The organism is Saliphagus infecundisoli (assembly GCF_020177375.1).
GTDB lineage: Archaea > Halobacteriota > Halobacteria > Halobacteriales > Natrialbaceae > Saliphagus > Saliphagus infecundisoli.
In genome coordinates this window covers 351,430-371,130 of the sequence record NZ_JAIWHV010000002.1, presented here as the reverse complement: position 1 = coordinate 371,130, position 19,701 = coordinate 351,430, and the positions used below count along the sequence as shown (strand labels likewise).

The following is a 19,701-nucleotide window of genomic DNA, read 5'->3' as shown; positions in this document are numbered from 1 at the left end:
GCCGTTCGTGGCGAGCGTCATCGGACCCGGTCAGTCGTCGTCCATCGTCGGCGCCGCGGGCTCCGGGCGGTCGTCGCCGCTCCGGGGGCCCTCGATATCGACCCGCGGGAGCAGGTCCCGGAGATACCTGCCGGTGTGGGAGTCCTCGGTCCGGGCGACCGCCTCGGGGGTACCCGTCGCGACGACGCGCCCCCCGTGCTCGCCGCCCTCGGGACCGAGGTCGACGACGTGATCCGCGTTCTTGACGAGATCGAGTTCGTGCTCGATGACGACCACGGTGTTGCCGTCGTCGGTCAGCCGGTGGAGGACGTCGATCAGTTTGCGCTCGTCCTCGCTGTGGAGCCCGGTCGTCGGCTCGTCGAGCAGGTACAGCGTCTCGCCGGTGTCTTTCTTCCCCAGTTCCTCGGCGAGTTTGATCCGCTGGGCCTCGCCCCCCGACAGGGTGGTCGAGGGCTGGCCGAGCGTCATGTAGTCGAGGCCGACGTCCTTCAGGAGCTCGAGCCGGCGACGGATCTGGGAGTTGGCCTCGAAGAAGTCGTAGGCCTCGCCGACCTCCATCTCGAGGACGTCGGCGATCGTCTTCCCCTTGTACTCCACGTCGAGGGTCGCGTCGTTGTACCGGGCGCCGTCACAGGCCTCACAGGGGACGTGGACGTCCGAGAGGAAGTTCATCTCGATTTTTACCGTCCCTTGCCCGCCACACTCCTCGCAGCGCCCGCCTTTGACGTTAAAGGAGAAGCGGCCCTTCTCGTAGCCCCGCTGTTGGGCGAGTTTGGTCTCCGCAAAGAGGTCCCGGACGTAGTCGAAGACGTTCGTGTACGTCGCCGGGTTCGACCTGGGAGTGCGCCCAATGGGACTCTGGTCGATCAGCCTGACGGTCTCGATCGCATCGAGGCCGTCGAGGCCATCGTGGTCGCCCGGGATCACCGAGGTGTTGTCGTTCATCCGGCGGGCGAGGCCCTTGTAGAGGACGTCGTGCATCAGGGTGGACTTCCCGGAGCCGGAGACGCCGGTGATCGCGGTGAAACAGCCCAGGGGAAGCGAGACGTCGACGTCCGCGAGGTTGTGCTGGCGGGCCCCGCGGATCGTCAACTCGCCCGCTCGCTCGCGGCGGTCCTCGGGGACCGGGATCGCCCGACGCCCCGAGAGGTAGTCGCCGGTGATGGAGTCCTCGCAGGCTTTCAGTTCGTCGACGGGGCCGTTGACGACGACGTCGCCGCCCCGCGAGCCGGGGCCGGGGCCCATGTCGATGACGTTGTCCGCCCGGCGCATCGTCTCCTCGTCGTGTTCGACCACCAGGAGGGTGTTGCCCAGGTCCCGCAGTTCCTGGAGGGTGTCGAGCAGGCGGTCGTTGTCGCGCTGGTGGAGCCCGATCGAGGGCTCGTCGAGCACGTACAACACGCCGACGAGCCCCGACCCGATCTGGGTCGCGAGTCGGATGCGCTGGCTCTCGCCGCCCGAGAGAGTGGCGGCCTCGCGGTCGAGCGTGAGGTACTCGAGCCCGACTTCACACATGAACCCGAGGCGGGCGCGGATCTCCTTTAAGATCTCCTCGGCGATCACCTTCTCGCGTTCGGTGAGGTCGGCCTCCATCGCCTCGAAGCGCTCGCGGGCGTCGCCGATGCTCATCCGGTTGACCTCGGTGATCGCGGTGTCGTCTACGAGCACCGCACGCGAGGCCGGCTGGAGCCGGGTGCCCTCACAGACCGGACACGTCGTCGCGCCCATGTAGTCCTCGATGTGCTCGCGGGTCGATTCGGAGTCGGTCTCGAGGTAGCGCCGTTCGAGATTTGGGATGATCCCCTCGAACCGCTTGCGCTTTCGCCGGGTGCCGTTCTTCGTCTGGCGTTTGAACAGCACCTCCTCGTCGGTACCGTAGAGAAACGCCTGCTGGGTCTCCTCGTCGAGGTCCTCGAAGGGCGTCGAGAGCGGGAGGTCGAAGTGCTCCGCGACGGCGTCCAGTCTGGTCCGGTAGTACGACCGGTTGTAGCTCCAGGGTTCGAACACCGACTTCAGCGGCTTCGATTCGTCCACGACGACGAGGCTCTCGTCGATCTCCTTGGTCTCGCCCAGCCCCTCGCACTCGGGACAGGCGCCGTGGGGGGAGTTGAAGGAAAACGACCGGGTTTCGAGTTCGGGAACGTCGATCCCACAGTGGGTACACGCGAGGTCCTTCGAGAACTCGACGACCGTGCGGTCCTCTTCCGCGACCGCGTCGCCGAGCGCGCCCGTCGAGCGGGCTTCGTTTCCGAGATCAGCCTCCTCGGGCGGGTCGGGGAGGATCAGCTTCAGGACGCCCTCCGCCTCGTCAAGGGCGGTCTCGACGCTGTCGACGATCCGGGGGCGGTCCTCGGCGCTGACCGTCACCCGGTCGACGACGACGTCGATCGTGTGGTCGTAGTTCTCGTCTAAGTCGGGGCGGTCGGTCGTCAGGTCGTGTTCCTCGCCGTCGACCTCGACGCGGGCATAGCCCTCCGAGACGAGTTCGTCGAAGAGGTCCTCGAAGGCGCCCTTCTGGTCGCGGACGACGGGCGCGGCGATCTTCGCGCGGGTCCCCTCGGGGAGCTCGAGGATGCGCTCGACCATGTTCTGTGCGCTCTGTTCGCCGACCTCGCGGCCACACTCGGGACAGTGGGGCGTGCCGACGCGGGCGTACAGCAGGCGGAGGTAGTCGTGGAGTTCGGTGACGGTGCCGACCGTCGACCGGGGGTTGTTCGCGGCGTTCTTCTGGTCGATGCTGATCGCAGGGGAGAGTCCTTCGACGGTCTCGACCTGGGGCTTGTCCATCTGGCCCAGGAAGTTTCTGGCGTACGCCGAGAGGCTCTCGATGTACCGGCGCTGGCCCTCGGCGTACACCGTCTCGAAGGCGAGCGAGGACTTCCCCGACCCCGACAGCCCCGTGACGACGGTCAGGGCCTCGCGGGGGATCTCCACGTCGAGGTCCTGCAGGTTGTGCTCCTCTGCACCCCGCACCTCGATGTACTCCGTGCTCATCTACCGGGTTACAGCGGACCGAGTAATGAAGGGCTGTCGGTTGCGTACGCCACCGGGGCGAAAGTGGTTCGTCCGACGGTTCGACGCGGCTCCCGCGGCCGACGCGGTCGCCGTCAGGAGCGGCGGCCGTGGCTCCCGGTCCGGGCCGAGGGGTCGGCGTCCGGGAGGTCGACGGCGACCCGCGCTCGGGCCGCGGCGACCGCCCGCGGAACCGCCAGTGCGACGACGGCGCCGAAGACGGCGGCCGCCGCCGGGAGCGGGTAGGAGACGGCGACCATGAGCCCGAAGAACGCGACGACCGTCGCCGAGGCGACGGCGGCGGTCTCGAGCGGGGAGCGATCCGTGCCGGGGTGGATGCCTCGAGGTCTCATACATGTGGTTCCACGTACCGACCCGGCATAAGTGTAATCTGAAACTCATTTCTGTAGCCCGTCCTACTGAACTCGAGTTCAGTAACGCGGCGGTACGGTCGGGTGGTACTCCGGGAACGATCCAGGTGCTAGAGGTTCCCGCGGAGAATGATCTCGTCGTTGCCCTCGTCGAAGCGGTCGATCATCTCCTCGGTGACGGTGTAGTCCTCCTCGTCTTCCCCTTCCCAGCCGATCTTCGCCATGACGTGTTCGGCGACGCTCGGGTTCGGATCGACCGCGGCCCGCTCGTGTTCCACTTTCGCGACGATGCCGAGTTCCTTTTCTTCCGCGTCGATCACTTTCTTGCCGACGTCGTCGTCGGTCAGCGTTCGTGCCATGCCCGTCGTTCGAAGAGGGGGAGAATAAGTCGGCTGCCTGCAGCTACGTCCGCGGTTGCGATGGGGTCGTCCCCGTGACTACTCGTTGCCGCCTCGCGTGACGACGCGGTCGGCCGGCACGCGGACGATCACGCGCGAGCCCTCCTCGCCGTCCCGGTAGGGGTACTCCTCGACGTCCATGTATTTCTCCGCGAGCATGTCGATGTGGTCGTCGGCGCCCTCCTCGGTCATCGTGGCCTCGCCCCGGATCGAGAGATAGCGGTAGGGGTCGTCCGGATCTGTCACCGAGACGGTGACGCGGGGGTCCTCGCGCATGTTCCGCTCTTTCTTGCGGCCCTCGAGCGTGTTGAAGAGGAGCGCCTCGCCGTCGTCGTGGTCGACCCAGACCGGGGTGACCTGCGCCCAGCCGTCGGACTCGAGGGTCGCGACGTGGCCGAAGGCCTTCTTCTCTAGGATCTCGACGTACGACTCGGGGATCGTTCCGCTGTGGATGTCCGCGGGATCGCTCATTACGTGGGTACCGATGTGACCGGGGCCAATCGGCGTTTCGCTTTCGAACACCTGTCGGCGGCCGGACGGGGCCGACAACGCGCGGCCGCCGACTACACGTCCTCGGGGAGCCAGCCGCCGTCGACCTCGACGTTCTCGCCGCTCAGGTAGTCGCTATCGGCGTCGAGGAAGAAGAGCACGGGCCGGACGACGTCCGCGAAGGCCGCGGGCCGGCCACGGGGCAGGTCCTCGGGGAAGACGTCGCTGTTCTCGATCACGTACGGCGAAACGGCGTTGACGGTGATCCCGTCCTCGCTGGTGTCCGCGGCAAGCATCCGGGTGAACATCAGGACGCCGGCTTTCGCGACGAAGTACGGGAAGTTCTCGGGGGCGACGAGGCCCTTCTCCGCGGAGGCGTAGCCGACGTTGACGATCCGGCCGAAGCCCGCCTCGCGCATCGCCGGCAGCGCCCGCTTCGCACAGAGGTAAGTGCCGTTGAGGTTCGTCTCGATCACCCGGTTCCAGGTCGCGAGATCGAGGTCCTCCCAGTGGGCCGGCGCGAAATCGCCGACGTTGTTGACGAGCCCGTTCACCGGCCCGAGATCGGACTCGACCGCCGAGAACAGCCCGTCGACGCTCTCGGGATCGGTGACGTCACCCTGGACCGCCGTCGTCGCCGCCGCCCCGCGCTCGTCGGCCTCGCTCGCGACCTCGCGGGCCGCGTCGGCGCTCGAGTGGTAGTGGACGGCGACGCTCGCCCCGCGGTCGGCCGCCGCGAGCGCGATCGCCCGGCCGAGACCGCGGGCGCTGCCGGTGACGAGGACGGTCCGACCCTCGAGGGCTGTGTCGTCCATAGCGGGAGGTGGGACGGCGGCGGTTTATACGGCGCGATGCCCGAAGTCGTCGACGGGCCGACAAATGAACTAAGCCGGTCGAGACGCAGGGAGAGAGTATGGCACTCGAGACGATCCTGCTGGCGGTCGGACCGGGCGACGCGGATCGAACGGACGAACTCGCGGCCGCGGTCGTCGAGGTCGCGGGGCCGGCCGGCGCGACGGTCGACCTCGCACACGTCTTCACCGAGTCGGAGTACGAGGACGTGTTGGACCGGCTCGATTTCGACGCCGACCTCGACATCCATCCCGACGAGGTCGCCTCCCGGCACGCGACGATCCGGGAGATCGGTAACCGGCTCGACGACGCCGGCGTCGACTACGAGGTCCACGGCGCCGTCGGCGACCACGGCTCCTCGATCGTCGACCTCGCGGGGGAGGTCGATGCTGACCGGGTCGTCGTCGGCGGGCGCTCGCGCTCGCCCGCGGGGAAGGCGGTCTTCGGCTCGACCGCCCAGGAGGTACTGCTCTCCTCGCCGTGTCCCGTCACGTTCGTCCGTGGCGAGTAGGCGGAGTGCGAACGACTCACTCGCGGGCGGATAAAGATGTGCAGTTAAGTGGGGCCGTGCCCCTCTAACTGGCACGGATGGACTACTACGCCGGCGTCGACCTCGGGGCGACCAACGTCCGGGCCGTCGTCGCCGAGGACGACGGGACGGTCATCGGCTCCACCCGCACGGAGACCCCCCAGGGGCCCACGGGAATCGACGTCACCGAGGCGGTCCTGGCGACGGTCCGTGGCGCCATCGACGACGCGGGCGTCGCCTCCGAGGCGATCCGGGCGGCCGGCATCGGTTCGATCGGCCCGTTCGACCTCGCGGAGGGCGCCGTCGTCGGCCCCGCGAACTTCCCCGACACCGTCGGGCGGATCCCCCTGACCGGCCCGATCGGGAAGCTGATCGGCTCCGAGGACGTCTACCTCCACAACGACACCAACGCCGGCGTCATCGGCGAACGCTTTCACTCCGATCGCAACCCCGACGACATGGTCTACATCACCATCTCCTCGGGGATCGGCGCCGGCGTCTGCTGTGACGGCCAGATTCTCGGCGGCTGGGACGGCAACGCCGGCGAGGTCGGCCACTGCGTCGTCGACCCCGCGGGCCGGATGCCCTGTGGCTGTGGCCACGACGGCCACTGGGAGGCCTACTGCTCGGGCAACAACATCCCCGACTACGCGGCGATGCTCGCCGCCGAGGAGGGACTGTCAACGGAGCTTCCCCTCGAGTCGGAGTCGTTTACCGCCCGAGACGTCTTCGCGGCCGAGGGCGATCCCGTAGCCGAGCGCACCATCGAGCGGGTCGCCGACTGGAACGCCCTCGGGGTGACGAACGTCGTCCACTCCTTTGCCCCCATCGTCGTCTCCTTCGGCGGCGCCGTCGCCCTGAACAACCCCGAGCAGGTCGTCGATCCGATCCGCGAGCGGGTCGGCGACAGCGTGATGACGAACGTCCCCGAGATTACCGTCACCGACCTCGGCGACGACGTCGTCGTCGAGGGCGCCCTCGCGAGCGCGATGACTGAGGGCACCGGCGACCGGCGGCTGCTCGGGTAGGGGAGAGCCCCACGCTTATTGCTCGCCCGCCCGGAGCGCGGACATGGATCTCTCCCGGCGGGCGCTCCTCGCCTCGGTCCCCGCCTCGGCCACGGCCGCCGGCCTCGCGTCCCGGCCGGCCACCGGAAACGGCGTCCAGGCGGACTGGGAGCCCCTCGGTCGGCACCGGCTGACGGGCGCCGCCGAGGCGGTCGTAAGCGACGGGACGGCCTACGTCGCGACCGTCGACGGCTTCGCGGTCGTCGACCTCGCGGATCCCGCCGAGCCGGAGCTGCTCGCCGAGCGACGCGGACTCCGGATAGTCGACGGCGACCTGCTCGAGGGCGACGGCGCGAACGGGGACGTCGGCGGGAACCCCTCGGATCCGACCGGTGGCGGGGAGAACGACGCGAGCGAGGACGGCGACGGCGATGACGACGGGACGGCGGAATCGGGCGGGAACGACACCGCAGGGGAGGACGGCGACCCCGAGGGCAACGATACCGCCGGCGCCGGAACGGCCGACGCCGGCGAGGCGCTCACGGAGATCCTCGACCTCTCGGTCGCGGGCGACCGGCTCGTCGTCCCGGGGCCCGCGAACCCGGCCCGGGACGTCTTCACCGGCTTCGCGCTCTACGACGTGAGCGATCCCGCCGGTCCCCGGCCCCTCGGAGCGTACGAGACCGACTTCCACATCCACAACTCCACGCTCCACGAGGGCTACTGCTATCTCGTCGGCAACGACGGCGAACGGAACCCGCTCGTGATCGTGGACGTGAGCGGCGACGAGCCCCGCGAGGTCGGCCGCTGGTCCCTGCTCGACCACGAGTCCCGGTGGGCGGACGTCGACCCCTTTCTGTGGTACCTCCACGACGTCACCCTCTCGGACGACATCGCCGTGCTCGCCTACTGGAACGCCGGCACCTACCTGGTGGACGTCAGCGATCCCACGAGCCCGTCGTACGTCGGCCACGTCGCCGAGACCGACGTCGAAGCACAGCTCGAGGTCCCCGCGACGGGCGTCACCGAGGCCCAGCAGACCCTCCCGGGCAACGACCACCACGCGCGGCTCGCGGGCGACCTGCTCGCGGTCGGCCGGGAGGCCTGGGCCGCCGAGGCGGGCGATCCCGAGGGCAGCGGCGGGATCGACCTCTACGACGCGAGCGACCGGGCGGAGATCGACCACCTGGCGACGATCGAGGCGCCGCCGACGGAGGATGCCTCCTACGCGGCCGGCGAGTGGACGACCTCCCACAACTTCTCGCTCCGGGACGGCCGGCTCTACGCCTCCTGGTATCGCGGCGGGGTCTCGGTTCACGACGTGAGCGAGCCCGCGAATCCGGCGGAGATCGCCCGCTTCGAGGACCGCGAGCGGGCGGCGTTCTGGACCGCCCACGCCGCCGACGGGATCGTCGTCGCGCCCTCGACGCCGCTGGTGCCGAACGCACCCACGGAGGGCGCACTCTACACGTTCCCGGCCTCGCTCGAGGGCGAGAGCACGGACAGCGAGGACGGGGCCGCCGGGACCGAAAACGAAACCGAAACCGACGCAGAAGGGGACGAGGAGGGAGCGGGCGGCGACGACGCCGGAACCGAGGCGGAGGGCGGGGGGAGCAACGGCGAGGGTGAAACCGACGACGGGGAGAACGGAACTGACGCGCCGCCGGAGGAGGGGAACGAATCGGCCGCCGACGCCGACGGCGGGAACGGGCTCCCCAGCCTCGAGATCGGGGCCGCGGTCACCGTGGGCGTCGCCGCCGGCGGCGCGGCGGTCCTCGCATGGCTCCGCCTGCGTGGGTCCGGCGGGGCGAGCGAGGACGCCGGGGACCGGTGACCCGCCCGCGAACCGCGTGCGGACCCGAAACTATTCACCCGTCGATTCCCTAGAGGGGGCGATGAGTGACTCCGAGGGAGAGGCGACGCTCAGAGAGCGCGTCGAGCGCTGGCTCGCTCGAGAGATGCCGATCATTCAGATGCACGGGGGAACCAGCGCCGTCCGGAAGGCCGACCCCGAGAGCGGCGAGGTGATCGTCGAACTCGGCGGCGGCTGCAAGGGCTGTTCGGTCAGCGACGTGACGACGGGCAACATCGAGTCAGAACTGATCCAGTGGCCCGAGATCGACGACGTGACGATCCGGGTGCCCGACGCCCGCGAGAGCCTCGGCGGTCCCGACCAGGCCGAGTCGATCATGGGCGTCGACCGGACCGAGGGCGGGCGTGGCGACTGGGGCTCCTCGAACCCCGGCAAGGACCACCTCTAAGCCATCAGTCGGGAACTCGTCTCGAGTCGACCGACCGGGCCGTTCCTCTCCGTTCGTATCTCCGTGCTTCGCTCGTGGCGAAGCACGCTCTCTACGCGAACAGTTCACGGGCGTCGTCGATCCCCTCCAGCAGGGCGTCTACCTCCTCGCGGGTGTTGTAGAGGTAGAAGGAGGCCCGCGCGGAGGCCGCGACGCCCAGTTCGTCGTGGAGGGGCTGGGTGCAGTGGTCGCCCGCCCGGATCGCGACCGCGTGGTCGTTCATGATCGAGGCCAGGTCGTGAGCGTGGACGCCGTCGATGTTGAAGCTGACCAGTCCGCCTCGGTCGGGACCGGGTTCGGGGCCGTAGATCTCGACGTCGTCGTGTTCGGTGAGCCGATCGTAGGCATAGGTCACGAGTTCGTTCTCGTGTTCGCGGATCCGTTCGAGGCCGATACCATCGAGGTAGTCGGCGGCGGCGTGGATGCCGACGGCCTCGGCGATGGGGGGCGTGCCGGGCTCGAACTTCCAGGGGACCTCGTCCCAGGTCGAGTCCTCGAAGGTGACCTTCCGGATCATCCCGCCGCCGTAGAGGTAGGGCTCCATTTCCTCCAGCAGGTGGGATTTCCCGTAGAGACAGCCGATCCCCGTCGGGCCGGCCATCTTGTGGCCCGAGAAGGCGTAGAAGTCGGCGTCGATCGCCTCGACGTCGACGGGCTGGTTGGGCACCGCCTGGGCGCCGTCGACGAAGATATAGGAGTCGTTCGCGTGGGCGAGGTCGGCGAGCTCCGAGACCGGGTTGATCGTGCCGAGAGTGTTCGAGACGTGGACGGCCGAGACCATCTCGGTGTCCTCGCCGATCAGTTCCTCGGCGTGGTCCATGTCGAGTCGGCCGTCGTCGTCCACGCGGATGTACCGACAGTCGGCGCCCGTTCGTTTGGCGATCTGTTGCCAGGTCACGAGCGACGCGTGGTGTTCCATCTCCGTCAGAACGACCTCGTCGCCGGGGCCGAGTTCGCGCATTCCCCAGGCGTAGGCCACGAGGTTCTCGCTTTCGGTCGTGTTCTTCGTAAAGACCATCTCCTCGCGACCCCCGGAGGCGCCGACGAACTCGGCGAGGCGGTCGTGGGCGTCCTCGTAAGCGACCGATGCCTCCTGGCTCAGGTGGTGGATCCCCCGGTGGACGTTGGCGTTTTGCTCCCGGTAGTAGTCGCTCATCGCGGAGACGACCGGCTCGGGCGTCTGGGTCGTGGCCGCGTTGTCGAGGTAGACGAGGTCCTCGCCGTCGAACTCCCGCTCGAGGATCGGGTACTCCTCGCGGATCGCCTCGACGTCTACCGTCTCGGCGGTTTGCCGGCTCATTGGCCACAAGGAGGGGCCGAAGACAAAACACTCCTTCGGTCGAGGGGGGCACGCGGTCGCGACGGCCCGCTTGCGGGATCCATAGCTTCAACCCCGCCGGGTGGCTACGGCCGGCACATGGACACCGCCGACGCCGACGTGCGGGCACTGACTGCCCGGCTCACCCTCCACAGCGGCAGCGACACGACCGCCCGCGACGACGCCCGCGAGCGCGTCGAGTCGGCGCTCGAAGGGCTCGACGGCTGGCGGATCGAGGGGTGCGAGATCGTCGAGCCGCCGGCAGCCCCCTTCGAGCCCCACACGCTCACCGTCCGGGTCGTCGCCGACGCCGGAACGACGGACGACGCCGAGGAGGCGCTCGCACGGAACGGGATCGAGGTCGTGTAGTCAGGGAAGGTGTGCGAGGATCGCCCTCGTCACCTCCTCGGGACGGTCCCGGTGGACCCAGTGGCTCGCCCCCGGGAAGCGCTCGATCCGCAGGTCCGTGGCGTAGCGGTCCAGTCCGTCGAGCCGGTCGGTCGAGAGCGCGGCGTCCCGTTCGCCCCAGCAGACCAGCGTCGGGGCGGCCACGGGCTCGACTGGATCGGGGCTGGTGACCGGCGAGAGTCGTCCGCGAAGCTCCGTGCGGACGGTGTGGCGGGCGAACGCCCGGTAGTAAGAAAGCATCGACGCCATGGCACCCGGACGGCAGGCCGCTCGCCGGAACCGGGCGATCTCGCGCTCGGTGAAGGCGCCGGGCTCGGCGGGTCCCTCCCGGAGGACCCTCCCGATCGCCCGACACTCGCGGGCGCCGAGGAGAACCTCGGGAAGCCACGGGAGCTGGATCGCGGCGGCGTACCACGATCGCAGCGCCTGCTCCGCGGTGAGCCCGCGGACGTACTCGACCGGATGGGGTGCGTTCAGGACGACCAGCCGGGAGACGGAATCGTACTCCATCGCCGCTTTCCACGCCACGACCCCGCCCCAGTCGTGGCCGACCAGCGACGCCTCCTCGGAGCCGAGTTCGGAGACGAGTCCCTCGATATCGGCGGCGAGTTCCGGCAGGCGGTAGGCATCGGTCCCGCGCGGTTTCTCCGAGCGGTTGTATCCCCGCAAATCGGGCGCGACGACGCGGTAGCCAGCCGCCGCGAGCGCGGGAAGCTGGCGGCGCCAGGTGTACCAGCACTCGGGGAAGCCGTGGAGCAAGACGACGAGGTCGCCGTCGGCGGGTCCGGCGGCGGCATAGTGGAGCCGGACGCCGTTGGTGATCGCCTCCCCGTGGGCCACCGGACCCTCCCCGAAAGCGAACTCCTCGCCGCCCGCGGTCTCGCCGCCAGTCACTGCTCGTCGATCGGCTCGTAGGTGTTCTCCCGAGCCGGGAACCGCCCGGACTCGACGTCCTCGACGTAGTCGGCGACCGCGTCCTCGATGATGCCGTCGAGGTCGGCGTACTGCTTCGAGAGGCTGTAGCCCTCGCCGCCCAGACCCAGGACGTCGGTGATGACGAGCACCTGGCCGTCGACGTGCCGGCCCGCCCCGATCCCGATCGTCGGAACCGAAACGGCCTCGGAGATCCGCTTTGCGACCGCCTCGGTGAGCCCCTCGAGCACCAACGAGAAGATCCCCGCCGCCTCCAGGGCGTGAGCGGTCTCGACCAGCTCGTCGGCGGCCGCGCTTTCCGCGCCCTCCCGGCCCTGGATCACCGCGCCCCCGAGCTGGTTCATTCGCTGGGGCGTGAGCCCGAGATGGCCCTGGACCGGGATGCCCAGTTCCGTACAGCGGGAGACGACCTCGACGGTGGCCTCGCCGCCCGGCGCGGTCTCTAACTTGACCGCGTCGGCGCCAGCCTCCTTCAGGAAGCGCCCGGCGTTCTCGACCGATTTCTCGAGGGAGGTGCCGTAGGACAGAAAGGGGAGGTCGCCGATCACCAGCGCCTCCTCGGCCGCGCGGGCGACCGCCGCAGTATTGGAGAGTTGGTCCTCCATCGTCACGGGGAGAGTGCCGTCGTAGCCGAGGTGGTTGTGGCCGGCGCTGTCGCCGACGAGGATCATGTCCACTCCGCCCCGATCGACCAACCGGGCGATCGGGGCGTCGTAGGCCGTCAGCATCGTCAGGGCCTCGCCCTCGTCGTACTTCCACTGGAGGTCGCGGATCGTCGTCTCGCTCATGGCTCCCCTTCGCCCCGGGGGATCGTAGGGGTGTCGCCCGTTACAGCACCAGCGAGATGATCGCGAGCACGATGAAGATCAACACGAAGATGCGTGCGATCTCCATCGTGATCCCGGCGACGCCCTGGGCCCCGACGACCGCGGCGATGATCGCGAGCACGAAGAACACGATCGCCAGCTCGAGGAAGCCGCCGCCGCCGATCTGGAGCGGGATCGTCGTGATAGCATCGAACATACCTCGCCTACGGAGACCGGGAATATAAACCTCGGTGCCGTCCTATGCCGTGTCTCCGGGCTCGTCACCCTCGAAGAGCGCCGCACACAGCTTCCGTTCTGCGGTGCGGAGGTGCTCGTGGAACGTCGGGCGGGCGACCCCCATCGACTCGGCGAGGTCCTCGCCGGTCGTCGGTCGGGGCCACTCGAAGTAGCCCCCGAGATACGCCCGCCGCAGGGCGGCGAGCTGTCGGTCGGTCAGGTCGGCCTCCAGCCGGCTCGCGAACTCCGCGCGGGTCTCGCCGGCCCGCTCGTGTCGGCGGATCGACCGGGTGTCGGTCCCCGGATGGCGCTCCTCGATCGCCTCGACGACCGCCCGGACGTCGGCCGCCGCCGGGAGCTCGAGGGCCACGTCCGCCTCGCCGTCCCCGGCGGAGATCGAGCGAACGACCCCGCCCCGGGTCGAGAGCCACTCGACGAACCCCGGCTCCTCGGTCCTGAGTTCGACGAGCAGCTCCGGACTCCCCTCGGTCCCCCGCTCGACGACCGTCCGGACCGAGACCCCCTCCAGGTTCGCCGCGGCGTCCTCGAGGGCCCCGGGCGTCGCCCCCGAGACGGTAAACAGGGCGGCGGGCTCCTCGGCGAGATGGGTCGAGCGGCGGTACTCGAGGCGACAGTCGGCCGCCGCCGAGAGCGCCGCCGGTGCGAACCCCCGGTCGTCGATCCGGAGGGAAACGGCGACGATCGCGTCGGTCTCGAGGATACGGCTCGTCTCGCGGGCGTTGATCCCGCTTGCGACCGCGCGGGAAAGCGCCGAGAGGATCGCCCGCTCGCGGTCGTCTATCGCCCCGCCCCGGACGACCAACACGCCGTACTCGACGTCGTTGTGGACCAGCGGGAACGCGGCCTCCTCGGGGCCGAGACGGGCCTCGCCCTCGCCGATCGCTTCGGGCGCCGGATGGTCCGCGTTCAGCGGGAGGGCCTCGGGATCGATCCCGGCGCTCGCCCGTACCTCGATCGTCCCCCGGCCGGCGTCGCGCTCGCCGATCCAGACGCCCTCGTAGCCCGCCTCCTCGGCGATCCGCTCGCAGACCGCCGTCTCGAGGGTCGGCCGGTCGGTCGCGCCCGCGGCCGCGGCGGTCACGTCCCGCACCAGCCCCTCGATCCGCGAGAGGACGTGTTCGAGTTCGGCCGTGCGGCGCTCGAGGGCGAGCTCGGCGCGTTTGCGCTTGGTGACGTCGTTCTGAAAGCCGACGAAGTGGGTCAGTTCGCCCGCCTCGCGAACGGGCGCGATCGTCACCTCGTTCCAGAAGGAGGTGCCGTCCTTCCGGTAGTTGACGAGTTCGACGGTGACGGGTTCGGCCTCCTCGACGGCCCGCCACATCGCCTCGATCGCCTCGGGGTCGGACTCCTCGCCCTGGAGAAATCGGCAGTTCTGCCCGACGACCTCCGAGACGGGGTAGCCCGTCACGCGCTCGAAGGCCTCGTTGGCGTACACCAGGGGGACGTCCTCACTCTCGGCGTCGGCGATCGTGATCCCGACGGGCGCCTCGTTCATCGCGCGGTCTTTGACCGCCCGATCGCGAGCCGGCGGCCCGCCGTCGCCGTCGAACGTGACCGTCGCGCCGCCGTCCTGGCGGTGGATCCGCGCGGGCGCGGGAAGGGCCTCCCCCGACACCTCGCGGGCGGTCCCGATCGTCGCCTCCCGGATCTCGGGCTCGACGGCCGTCCACCACGCCAGCTCCGCCGCGGACCCTCCCGCGGGGTCGGGCGGGAGGTCGAACGCCTCGACGGCGGCCGCGTTGGCGTAGCTCAGCCGTCCCTCCTCGACCGCCACGACCGGATCGATAAGCGAGTCGAGCGCCGCGCGCGCGGCCCCCGGCTCGCCCGATCCCCGTCCGCCGGGCGTTCCGTCGATATTGGCCATGACCCTCCATACGGAGGGGTGGGCCTAAAGATGGGGGCCACGCATAGCTTTATGATCGATAATGATCTATGGTACCATATGGCAGTCCAACGAGCGCGCTCGCCGTTCGACAGGCTCCGGCAACGCCTCGAGGACGACGAACTCCGATGTCGGGCGTGTGGCCACCGCGACCCCGACGGCGGCTGGCGGGTGACCGCCGCGGGTAGCCGCGTCCGGTACGAGTACGCCTGTCCGTCGTGTGGCGCCCACGAGACGAAGACGGTGCGTCTGGACGGCTACACCGGCCGCCGGTAGTCACAGCTCGGACACGAGAGCATCCCCTCGCGGTAGAGCAACAGGCTCCGCCCGCACCGACAGGGCACGGTGACCGACGTCCCCCGTTCGCGGGCGACGCCGTCGAGGGCGTTCCGGAGCCGCTCGAGATCCCGTTCGGTCGCCTCGAGGCGGTCGGAAAGCTCCGCGACGCGTGCCTCCGTCGCCGACCGTGCCGTCCGCCGGTCGGTCCGTCGATTCGCCGGCCTCGGGAGCGGTGTCATGGGCATCGGTACGTCGCCAGTGAGCTTAACCGCCACGGCGGGACGAAGCCGCTTTAGGCCCGCGGGCGCTTTCTCCGGCAATGAGTCAACCCACGCCCGAGGTCTACGAGCAGGGGAAGGGAATGGACGCCCACAACCGGGCGATGCGGGAGATCCGCGCCCGGCGCGAGGAGAGCTACGACCCCCACGAGCCGACCCGCGTCTGGGTCGACGAGGACAACACCCCCGAGGGCGTCATGGAGAGCCTGACGATCATCCTGAACACGGGCGGCTGTCGGTGGGCCCGCGCCGGCGGCTGTACGATGTGTGGCTACGTCGCCGAGAGCGTCGAGGGCGGCAGCGTTTCCCACGACGCCCTGATGGACCAGATCCAGGTCTGTCTCGATCACGAAGCCGAGGAGGCCGACGAGCCCGCCGACCTCATCAAGATCTACACCTCCGGCTCCTTTCTCGACGAACGGGAGGTCGGCGCACGTTCCCGGAAGGCGATCGCCGACGCCTTTGCCGACCGCGAGCGGATCGTCGTCGAGAGCCTGCCGGACTTCGTCGAGAGAGAGAAGATCGCCGACTTCACCGGGCACGGCCTGGACACGGACGTCGCCGTGGGCCTCGAGACCGCGACCGATCGGGTGCGCCAGGACTGCGTCAACAAGTACTTCGAGTTCGCCGACTTCGAGGACGCCTGCGCCGAGGCCGCCGTGGCCGACGCCGAGGCCGACGCCACGGCCGGAATCAAGGCCTACCTCCTGATGAAACCGCCCTTCCTCGCCGAGCCCGAGGCGGTCGCGGACATGATCTCCTCGATCGAGCGCTGTAGCGAGGTTCCGGGCTGTCACACCGTCTCGATGAACCCGTGTAACGTCCAGCGCTACACGATGGTCGACGATCTGCACTTCCGGGACGGCTACCGGCCGCCGTGGCTCTGGTCGGTCGCCCACGTTCTGGAGGAAACAGCCGACGCCGACGCCATCGTCGTCTCCGACCCCGTCGGCCACGGCTCCGACCGGGGCGCCCACAACTGCGGGGAGTGTGACGACCGCGTCCAGACCGCGATCAAGGACTTCGATCTCCGTCAGGACCCCTCGGTGTTCGAGCAGGTCTCCTGTGACTGCGAGGCGACCTGGGACGCCGTGATGAGCCTCGAGACGGGCTACAACCAGCCCCTCGTCCGCTGAGTCAGCCCGCCCTGTCCGGTCCGCCGGTCGCGCGCTCTCCCGGCGGGTCGGCGGCGGGCACCTCGAGCGTGACGACCGTCCCGCGGGGGTCGTTCTCCGAAAAGGAGAGCTCACCGCCCGACTGGCCGACGGCCCACTTGACGAGCCACAGCCCCAGCCCGCTGGCGTGGCGGAGCTGGGTGATCTCCCCGCCCGCGAGGATCTCGCGTTCGACCTCCGGGACGCCCGGACCGTCGTCGGCGACCGATATCGTGACCGTCTCGTCGGTCGTCTCGACGCGAACCTCGACCGTCGGCGCCTCGCCGGCGTGTTCGACGGCGTTCTCGATCACGTGGGCGATCGCCGTCGACAAGACCCCGCCCGCACGCGCTTCGGCCCGATCGGGAAGCGACGCCTCGATCCGTGCCCCGGGAGCCGTCGCCGTGGCCCGGTCGATCCCCTCCCTGACGGCGGCGACCACGTCGACCGGGCCCGCAGCCGCGGGGGCGCGATCGAAGCTCCGCTCGATGTCGCGGGTCGTCTCGGCGAGCTCGAGGAGGTCGCCCGCGCGCTCGCGGATCGTCTCGACGTACTCCCGATCGTCGTCGTCGACGGACTCGGCGAGGGTCACGGCGGAGCCGTCGATGACGTTCAGTCCGTTTCTGAGATCGTGGCGGAGCACGCGGTTCAACACCTCGAGACGCTGCCGGCGGCGTTTCCGTTCGGTGATGTCGGTGTAGACGCCGAACGAGCGGCTCGTCTCCCTGTCGGTCTCGATCGGGACGATCTCGAGGCGAAACTCGCGGATCCCCGCCGCCGTCCGCCGGCGGACCTCCCGCTCGACGACCGCGCCGTCGGCGCCCGCACGGTTGACCGCCTCGGCCTCCTCGTCGTCCCCGTCGGGAACGACGAACCGATCGAGAGGTTCGCCGGCGATCGTCGACTCGTCGTAGCCGAAGACCCGCTCGAAGGCGGGGTTGACCCGTTCGACGATCGCCTCGTCTCCCTCATGACGGACGCTCGCGACCGCGTCGGGGACGTTCTCGAACAGTGCGGCGAACCGGTCGCGTTCCTCGCGAAGGCGCGACTCGAAGGCCATCCGATCCAGGGCGTCGGCGACGTGGGCGACGAGCAGTTCGGCGAGCTCCCGGTCGCTCCGGTCGAATGCGTCGGGTTCGGTCGAAACGGTCTGGAAGACGCCCCACTCGCCGATCGGGACGCTCAACACCGACCGGAACTTCTCCTCGACGGGTTCGGCGTCCGGGTCCGCCGCGACGTCGCCGATCCGGTAGGTCCGCCCGTTCCGGTAGGTCTTCCCGACGATCCCCTCGTCGATCGAGAACTCCTGCCTAATGTCGGCGTCCGTCAGCTTCGAGGAGAGCGCCGCCTTCACGAGCCGGTCGCCCTCGACGCGGTCGATCGCACAGACGTCGAAGTTCAGAACCTCCTCGGCGGCCGCGACGGCCGTCTCGAACACCTCCGCCTCGCTGCCACAGTCCTCCAGGGTCGAGGCGACCTCGTGGAGCGCGGTCGTCTTTCGCCTTCGGGCCCACAGCTCCCGTTCGATCTCGACTCTGTCGCGGACGTCCCTGATGACCGCCGCGATCCCGATGACCGCACCTCCCTCCCGGAGCAGGGCTGCCGTCACCTCGCAGGGAATCCGCTCGCCCGACCGGGTCTCGATGGTCTGCTCGTAGGTCACGGCGGACTGCTCGCCCGCTCTCAGGGTCGCGATCTCGCTTCGTCCCCGCTCCAAACTCTCCGCGGTGAGCATCGTCGAGACGTGTGCGCCGACGAGTTCCTCGCGCGGGTAGCCCGAAAGCGAGGCGAGCGTGTCGTTGACCCGGCGGATGACCTCCTCCCGGTCGAGCACGCAGATGGCGTCGCCGATCGCCTCGACGATCCCCGAGGCGTATGCGTCGTCGAGATCGTCCGCCCCGGAGTCGAGGCCGGTCGCCACCCGCTCGGTCACCCCGGCAACCCGCTCGGCGAGCGTCCCGACCCCCGCCGACTTCGGGACGTAGCCGTCCGCACCCGCTGCGATCACCTCGCCCGCGAGCACGTCCGTTCCGTCGGTCCAGACCACGAGCGGGACGCCCGGACGCGTCTCCCGGATCGCCTCGACGACTTCGGGTCCGGTCGCGTCGGGCAGCGAGGAATCGACGACGACGCAGTCGTAGCCGTCGCCCTCCAGGGCCGAGAGACACGCGGCAAGCGTCCGGACGCAGTCGACGCTCCCGAAGACCTCGGCGACGACCTCCCGCGAGGACGGGCCCACGGAGAGGACGCGTGCCGGTCTTGTCATCGGTACCGTCGTCCGTCGCTCATCTTCCGTCGGGTCAGGACCGCGGTTCACTTAAACCACCTGGAAAATTCGCGCGCTCGGAGAGACGGACCGGCTCGTGGCCCTTAGGCGAACCCACGGAGGATTCCCCCGCCGTCGGTGGTGCCGACGGAGGGCAGCGTCGCCCGCTCGGGGTGGGGCATCAACACCGCCACGGTCTCGCGCTCGCCGAGGACGCCCGCGACCGCACCCCGCGAGCCGTTCGGGTTCGAAGACGGTGCCACCTCGCCCTCGGGCGTGCAGTACCGAAAGAGGACGCGGTCGTCGGCCTCGAGTTCGGCCAGACGGTCCTCGCGGATCTCGTAGCGGCCCTCGCCGTGGGCGATGGGGATCTCCAACACGTCGCCCGCCTCGTAGCGGGCCGTCCAGGGCGTGTCGGCACGTTCGACCCGGAGGTGGACCGGCTCACACTGGAAGCGCGCGCTCTCGTTGGTGGTGAACGCGCCGGGAGTCAGCCCCGACTCGCAGCCGATCTGGGCGCCGTTGCAGATCCCGAGCACCGGAACCCCCGCGTCGGCGGCCTCCCGGACCTCCCGCATGATCGGGGAGCGCGCCGCCATCGCCCCCGCCCGGAGGTAGTCGCCGTAGGAAAATCCCCCGGGAAGGACGACACCCATGACGTCCTCCGAGAGCCCGTCCTCGTGCCAGACGACTTCGTTTTCGATCCCCAGATACGAGAGCGCGCGTGCGGCGTCGCGGTCGCAGTTCGAGCCGCCGAAGCGGACGACCGCGACCGTCACAGTTGCCACCCTCCGGTGTTGGGACCGACGGGCGTCGTCGTCTCGACCGCGACCGTCACAGCCGCCACCTCGATACCGCGACCGCCCGGGTCATCGCCCCTCGACTTCCACGCTGTAGTCGTGGATCGTCGGGTTCGCGAGCAGCCGCTCGGCCATCTTCTCGGCCCGCTCTCCGGCCTCCTCCTCGGAGTCCGCATCGAGGTCGATCTCGAAGCGGTCGGCCGCCCGGAGTTCCTCGAGGTCGAACCCCAGTCGCTCGAGGGCCTTCCGGGTTGTCTCGGCCTCCGGGTCGAGGACGCCGCGTTTGAGCCGGACCGTCACCGTCGCGGTGTAGGCGGTCATTACTCGAACCCCCGCGAGCGTGCTCAAAAACGCTTTCGGG

21 protein-coding genes are annotated in these 19,701 nt (G+C 69.7%); 7 read left to right on the top strand and 14 right to left on the bottom strand.

Features of this window, described 5'->3' with window-relative positions; genetic code table 11:
• Positions 1-30: 30 nt before the first annotated feature.
• From uvrA to LCF40_RS06635, 5 genes are all read right to left on the bottom strand, one after another.
• The gene (uvrA, locus tag LCF40_RS06655) at positions 31-2,994 is read right to left on the bottom strand and encodes an excinuclease ABC subunit UvrA (protein ID WP_224827842.1); all 2,964 of its coding nucleotides are present in this window, start codon (positions 2,992-2,994) and stop codon (positions 31-33) included.
• Between the two features lie 113 nt (positions 2,995-3,107).
• Positions 3,108-3,365: a hypothetical protein gene (locus tag LCF40_RS06650; protein WP_224827841.1), complete on the bottom strand. Its 258-nt coding sequence runs from the start codon at positions 3,363-3,365 to the stop codon at positions 3,108-3,110.
• Positions 3,366-3,493: 128 nt separating this feature from the next.
• A complete protein-coding gene (locus tag LCF40_RS06645; protein ID WP_224827840.1) occupies positions 3,494-3,742 on the bottom strand; it encodes a hypothetical protein in 249 nt (82 codons plus the stop codon).
• A gap of 78 nt (positions 3,743-3,820) precedes the next feature.
• A complete protein-coding gene (locus tag LCF40_RS06640) occupies positions 3,821-4,252 on the bottom strand; it encodes a PPOX class F420-dependent oxidoreductase (protein ID WP_114576887.1) in 432 nt (143 codons plus the stop codon).
• A 92-nt stretch (positions 4,253-4,344) separates the two neighbouring features.
• Entirely contained in the window at positions 4,345-5,085 is a 741-nt protein-coding gene (locus tag LCF40_RS06635; protein WP_224827839.1) for an SDR family NAD(P)-dependent oxidoreductase, read from the bottom strand.
• A gap of 98 nt (positions 5,086-5,183) precedes the next feature.
• On the opposite strand from LCF40_RS06635, the gene LCF40_RS06630 reads away from it, so the two are divergent.
• The 4 genes from LCF40_RS06630 to LCF40_RS06615 all read left to right on the top strand — a co-directional run bounded on the left by LCF40_RS06630 (position 5,184) and on the right by LCF40_RS06615 (position 8,919).
• The gene (locus tag LCF40_RS06630; protein WP_114576885.1) at positions 5,184-5,633 is read left to right on the top strand and encodes a universal stress protein; all 450 of its coding nucleotides are present in this window, start codon (positions 5,184-5,186) and stop codon (positions 5,631-5,633) included.
• A gap of 77 nt (positions 5,634-5,710) precedes the next feature.
• Positions 5,711-6,679, top strand: coding sequence for an ROK family protein (locus tag LCF40_RS06625; RefSeq protein ID WP_224827838.1), 969 nt, complete (start codon positions 5,711-5,713; stop codon positions 6,677-6,679).
• A gap of 43 nt (positions 6,680-6,722) precedes the next feature.
• Positions 6,723-8,492 carry an LVIVD repeat-containing protein gene (locus tag LCF40_RS06620; protein ID WP_224827837.1) on the top strand — a complete coding sequence of 590 codons (1,770 nt, stop codon included), beginning with the start codon at positions 6,723-6,725 and terminating at the stop codon, positions 8,490-8,492.
• Between the two features lie 61 nt (positions 8,493-8,553).
• Positions 8,554-8,919: a NifU family protein gene (locus tag LCF40_RS06615; protein ID WP_114576883.1), complete on the top strand. Its 366-nt coding sequence runs from the start codon at positions 8,554-8,556 to the stop codon at positions 8,917-8,919.
• Positions 8,920-9,010: 91 nt separating this feature from the next.
• Here LCF40_RS06615 and LCF40_RS06610 read toward each other — a convergent pair whose 3' ends face one another.
• Positions 9,011-10,258: an aminotransferase class V-fold PLP-dependent enzyme gene (locus tag LCF40_RS06610; protein ID WP_224827836.1), complete on the bottom strand. Its 1,248-nt coding sequence runs from the start codon at positions 10,256-10,258 to the stop codon at positions 9,011-9,013.
• 117 nt (positions 10,259-10,375) lie between these two features.
• Between LCF40_RS06610 and LCF40_RS06605 the strand changes: the two genes are divergently transcribed.
• Positions 10,376-10,645 carry a hypothetical protein gene (locus LCF40_RS06605; protein ID WP_224827835.1) on the top strand — a complete coding sequence of 90 codons (270 nt, stop codon included), beginning with the start codon at positions 10,376-10,378 and terminating at the stop codon, positions 10,643-10,645.
• Here LCF40_RS06605 and LCF40_RS06600 read toward each other — a convergent pair whose 3' ends face one another.
• Genes LCF40_RS06600 through LCF40_RS06585 form a run of 4 tightly spaced genes read right to left on the bottom strand, consistent with a single transcriptional unit; the run spans position 10,646 to position 14,545 of the window.
• A complete protein-coding gene (locus LCF40_RS06600; protein WP_318247889.1) occupies positions 10,646-11,578 on the bottom strand; it encodes an alpha/beta fold hydrolase in 933 nt (310 codons plus the stop codon). It lies immediately after the preceding gene.
• The gene (gene panB, locus LCF40_RS06595; protein WP_224827834.1) at positions 11,575-12,405 is read right to left on the bottom strand and encodes a 3-methyl-2-oxobutanoate hydroxymethyltransferase; all 831 of its coding nucleotides are present in this window, start codon (positions 12,403-12,405) and stop codon (positions 11,575-11,577) included. Before panB ends, LCF40_RS06600 begins: the two co-directional genes overlap by 4 nt.
• Before the next feature lie 40 nt (positions 12,406-12,445).
• The gene (locus LCF40_RS06590) at positions 12,446-12,640 is read right to left on the bottom strand and encodes a DUF1328 domain-containing protein (RefSeq protein ID WP_114576878.1); all 195 of its coding nucleotides are present in this window, start codon (positions 12,638-12,640) and stop codon (positions 12,446-12,448) included.
• Positions 12,641-12,682: 42 nt separating this feature from the next.
• Positions 12,683-14,545, bottom strand: coding sequence for a bacterio-opsin activator domain-containing protein (locus tag LCF40_RS06585; RefSeq protein WP_224827833.1), 1,863 nt, complete (start codon positions 14,543-14,545; stop codon positions 12,683-12,685).
• Between the two features lie 78 nt (positions 14,546-14,623).
• On the opposite strand from LCF40_RS06585, the gene LCF40_RS06580 reads away from it, so the two are divergent.
• Positions 14,624-14,839 carry an HVO_0649 family zinc finger protein gene (locus tag LCF40_RS06580; RefSeq protein ID WP_114576876.1) on the top strand — a complete coding sequence of 72 codons (216 nt, stop codon included), beginning with the start codon at positions 14,624-14,626 and terminating at the stop codon, positions 14,837-14,839.
• On the opposite strand, the gene LCF40_RS06575 is transcribed toward LCF40_RS06580, so the two are convergent.
• Positions 14,821-15,081, bottom strand: a complete 261-nt coding sequence (locus LCF40_RS06575) for a hypothetical protein (RefSeq protein ID WP_114576875.1) — start codon at positions 15,079-15,081, stop codon at positions 14,821-14,823. The genes LCF40_RS06580 and LCF40_RS06575 overlap by 19 nt on opposite strands.
• A gap of 80 nt (positions 15,082-15,161) precedes the next feature.
• Between LCF40_RS06575 and LCF40_RS06570 the strand changes: the two genes are divergently transcribed.
• Positions 15,162-16,256, top strand: coding sequence for an archaeosine biosynthesis radical SAM protein RaSEA (locus LCF40_RS06570; protein WP_224827832.1), 1,095 nt, complete (start codon positions 15,162-15,164; stop codon positions 16,254-16,256).
• Position 16,257: 1 nt separating this feature from the next.
• Here the strand turns inward: LCF40_RS06570 and LCF40_RS06565 are convergent, their stop codons facing one another.
• The 3 genes from LCF40_RS06565 to purS form a co-directional block, all read right to left on the bottom strand.
• The gene (locus tag LCF40_RS06565; protein ID WP_224827831.1) at positions 16,258-18,540 is read right to left on the bottom strand and encodes a PAS domain S-box protein; all 2,283 of its coding nucleotides are present in this window, start codon (positions 18,538-18,540) and stop codon (positions 16,258-16,260) included.
• Positions 18,541-18,644: 104 nt separating this feature from the next.
• The gene (gene purQ, locus LCF40_RS06560; protein WP_224827921.1) at positions 18,645-19,319 is read right to left on the bottom strand and encodes a phosphoribosylformylglycinamidine synthase I; all 675 of its coding nucleotides are present in this window, start codon (positions 19,317-19,319) and stop codon (positions 18,645-18,647) included.
• Positions 19,320-19,409: 90 nt separating this feature from the next.
• The gene (purS, locus tag LCF40_RS06555) at positions 19,410-19,661 is read right to left on the bottom strand and encodes a phosphoribosylformylglycinamidine synthase subunit PurS (RefSeq protein WP_224827830.1); all 252 of its coding nucleotides are present in this window, start codon (positions 19,659-19,661) and stop codon (positions 19,410-19,412) included.
• Positions 19,662-19,701 lie beyond the last annotated feature (40 nt).

Coding starts and splice junctions, on each gene's coding strand:
- LCF40_RS06620 (WP_224827837.1), top strand. CDS start 6,723: ATGGATCTCTCCCGGCGGGCGCTCCTCGCCTCGGTCCCCGCCTCGGCC.
- LCF40_RS06570 (WP_224827832.1), top strand. CDS start 15,162: ATGAGTCAACCCACGCCCGAGGTCTACGAGCAGGGGAAGGGAATGGAC.
- purS (WP_224827830.1), bottom strand. CDS start 19,661: ATGACCGCCTACACCGCGACGGTGACGGTCCGGCTCAAACGCGGCGTC.
- LCF40_RS06565 (WP_224827831.1), bottom strand. CDS start 18,540: ATGACAAGACCGGCACGCGTCCTCTCCGTGGGCCCGTCCTCGCGGGAG.
- LCF40_RS06610 (WP_224827836.1), bottom strand. CDS start 10,258: ATGAGCCGGCAAACCGCCGAGACGGTAGACGTCGAGGCGATCCGCGAG.
- LCF40_RS06635 (WP_224827839.1), bottom strand. CDS start 5,085: ATGGACGACACAGCCCTCGAGGGTCGGACCGTCCTCGTCACCGGCAGC.
- LCF40_RS06630 (WP_114576885.1), top strand. CDS start 5,184: ATGGCACTCGAGACGATCCTGCTGGCGGTCGGACCGGGCGACGCGGAT.
- uvrA (WP_224827842.1), bottom strand. CDS start 2,994: ATGAGCACGGAGTACATCGAGGTGCGGGGTGCAGAGGAGCACAACCTG.
- LCF40_RS06605 (WP_224827835.1), top strand. CDS start 10,376: ATGGACACCGCCGACGCCGACGTGCGGGCACTGACTGCCCGGCTCACC.
- LCF40_RS06585 (WP_224827833.1), bottom strand. CDS start 14,545: ATGGCCAATATCGACGGAACGCCCGGCGGACGGGGATCGGGCGAGCCG.
- LCF40_RS06580 (WP_114576876.1), top strand. CDS start 14,624: ATGGCAGTCCAACGAGCGCGCTCGCCGTTCGACAGGCTCCGGCAACGC.
- LCF40_RS06575 (WP_114576875.1), bottom strand. CDS start 15,081: ATGACACCGCTCCCGAGGCCGGCGAATCGACGGACCGACCGGCGGACG.
- LCF40_RS06650 (WP_224827841.1), bottom strand. CDS start 3,365: ATGAGACCTCGAGGCATCCACCCCGGCACGGATCGCTCCCCGCTCGAG.
- LCF40_RS06590 (WP_114576878.1), bottom strand. CDS start 12,640: ATGTTCGATGCTATCACGACGATCCCGCTCCAGATCGGCGGCGGCGGC.
- panB (WP_224827834.1), bottom strand. CDS start 12,405: ATGAGCGAGACGACGATCCGCGACCTCCAGTGGAAGTACGACGAGGGC.
- LCF40_RS06615 (WP_114576883.1), top strand. CDS start 8,554: ATGAGTGACTCCGAGGGAGAGGCGACGCTCAGAGAGCGCGTCGAGCGC.
- LCF40_RS06625 (WP_224827838.1), top strand. CDS start 5,711: ATGGACTACTACGCCGGCGTCGACCTCGGGGCGACCAACGTCCGGGCC.
- LCF40_RS06640 (WP_114576887.1), bottom strand. CDS start 4,252: ATGAGCGATCCCGCGGACATCCACAGCGGAACGATCCCCGAGTCGTAC.
- LCF40_RS06645 (WP_224827840.1), bottom strand. CDS start 3,742: ATGGCACGAACGCTGACCGACGACGACGTCGGCAAGAAAGTGATCGAC.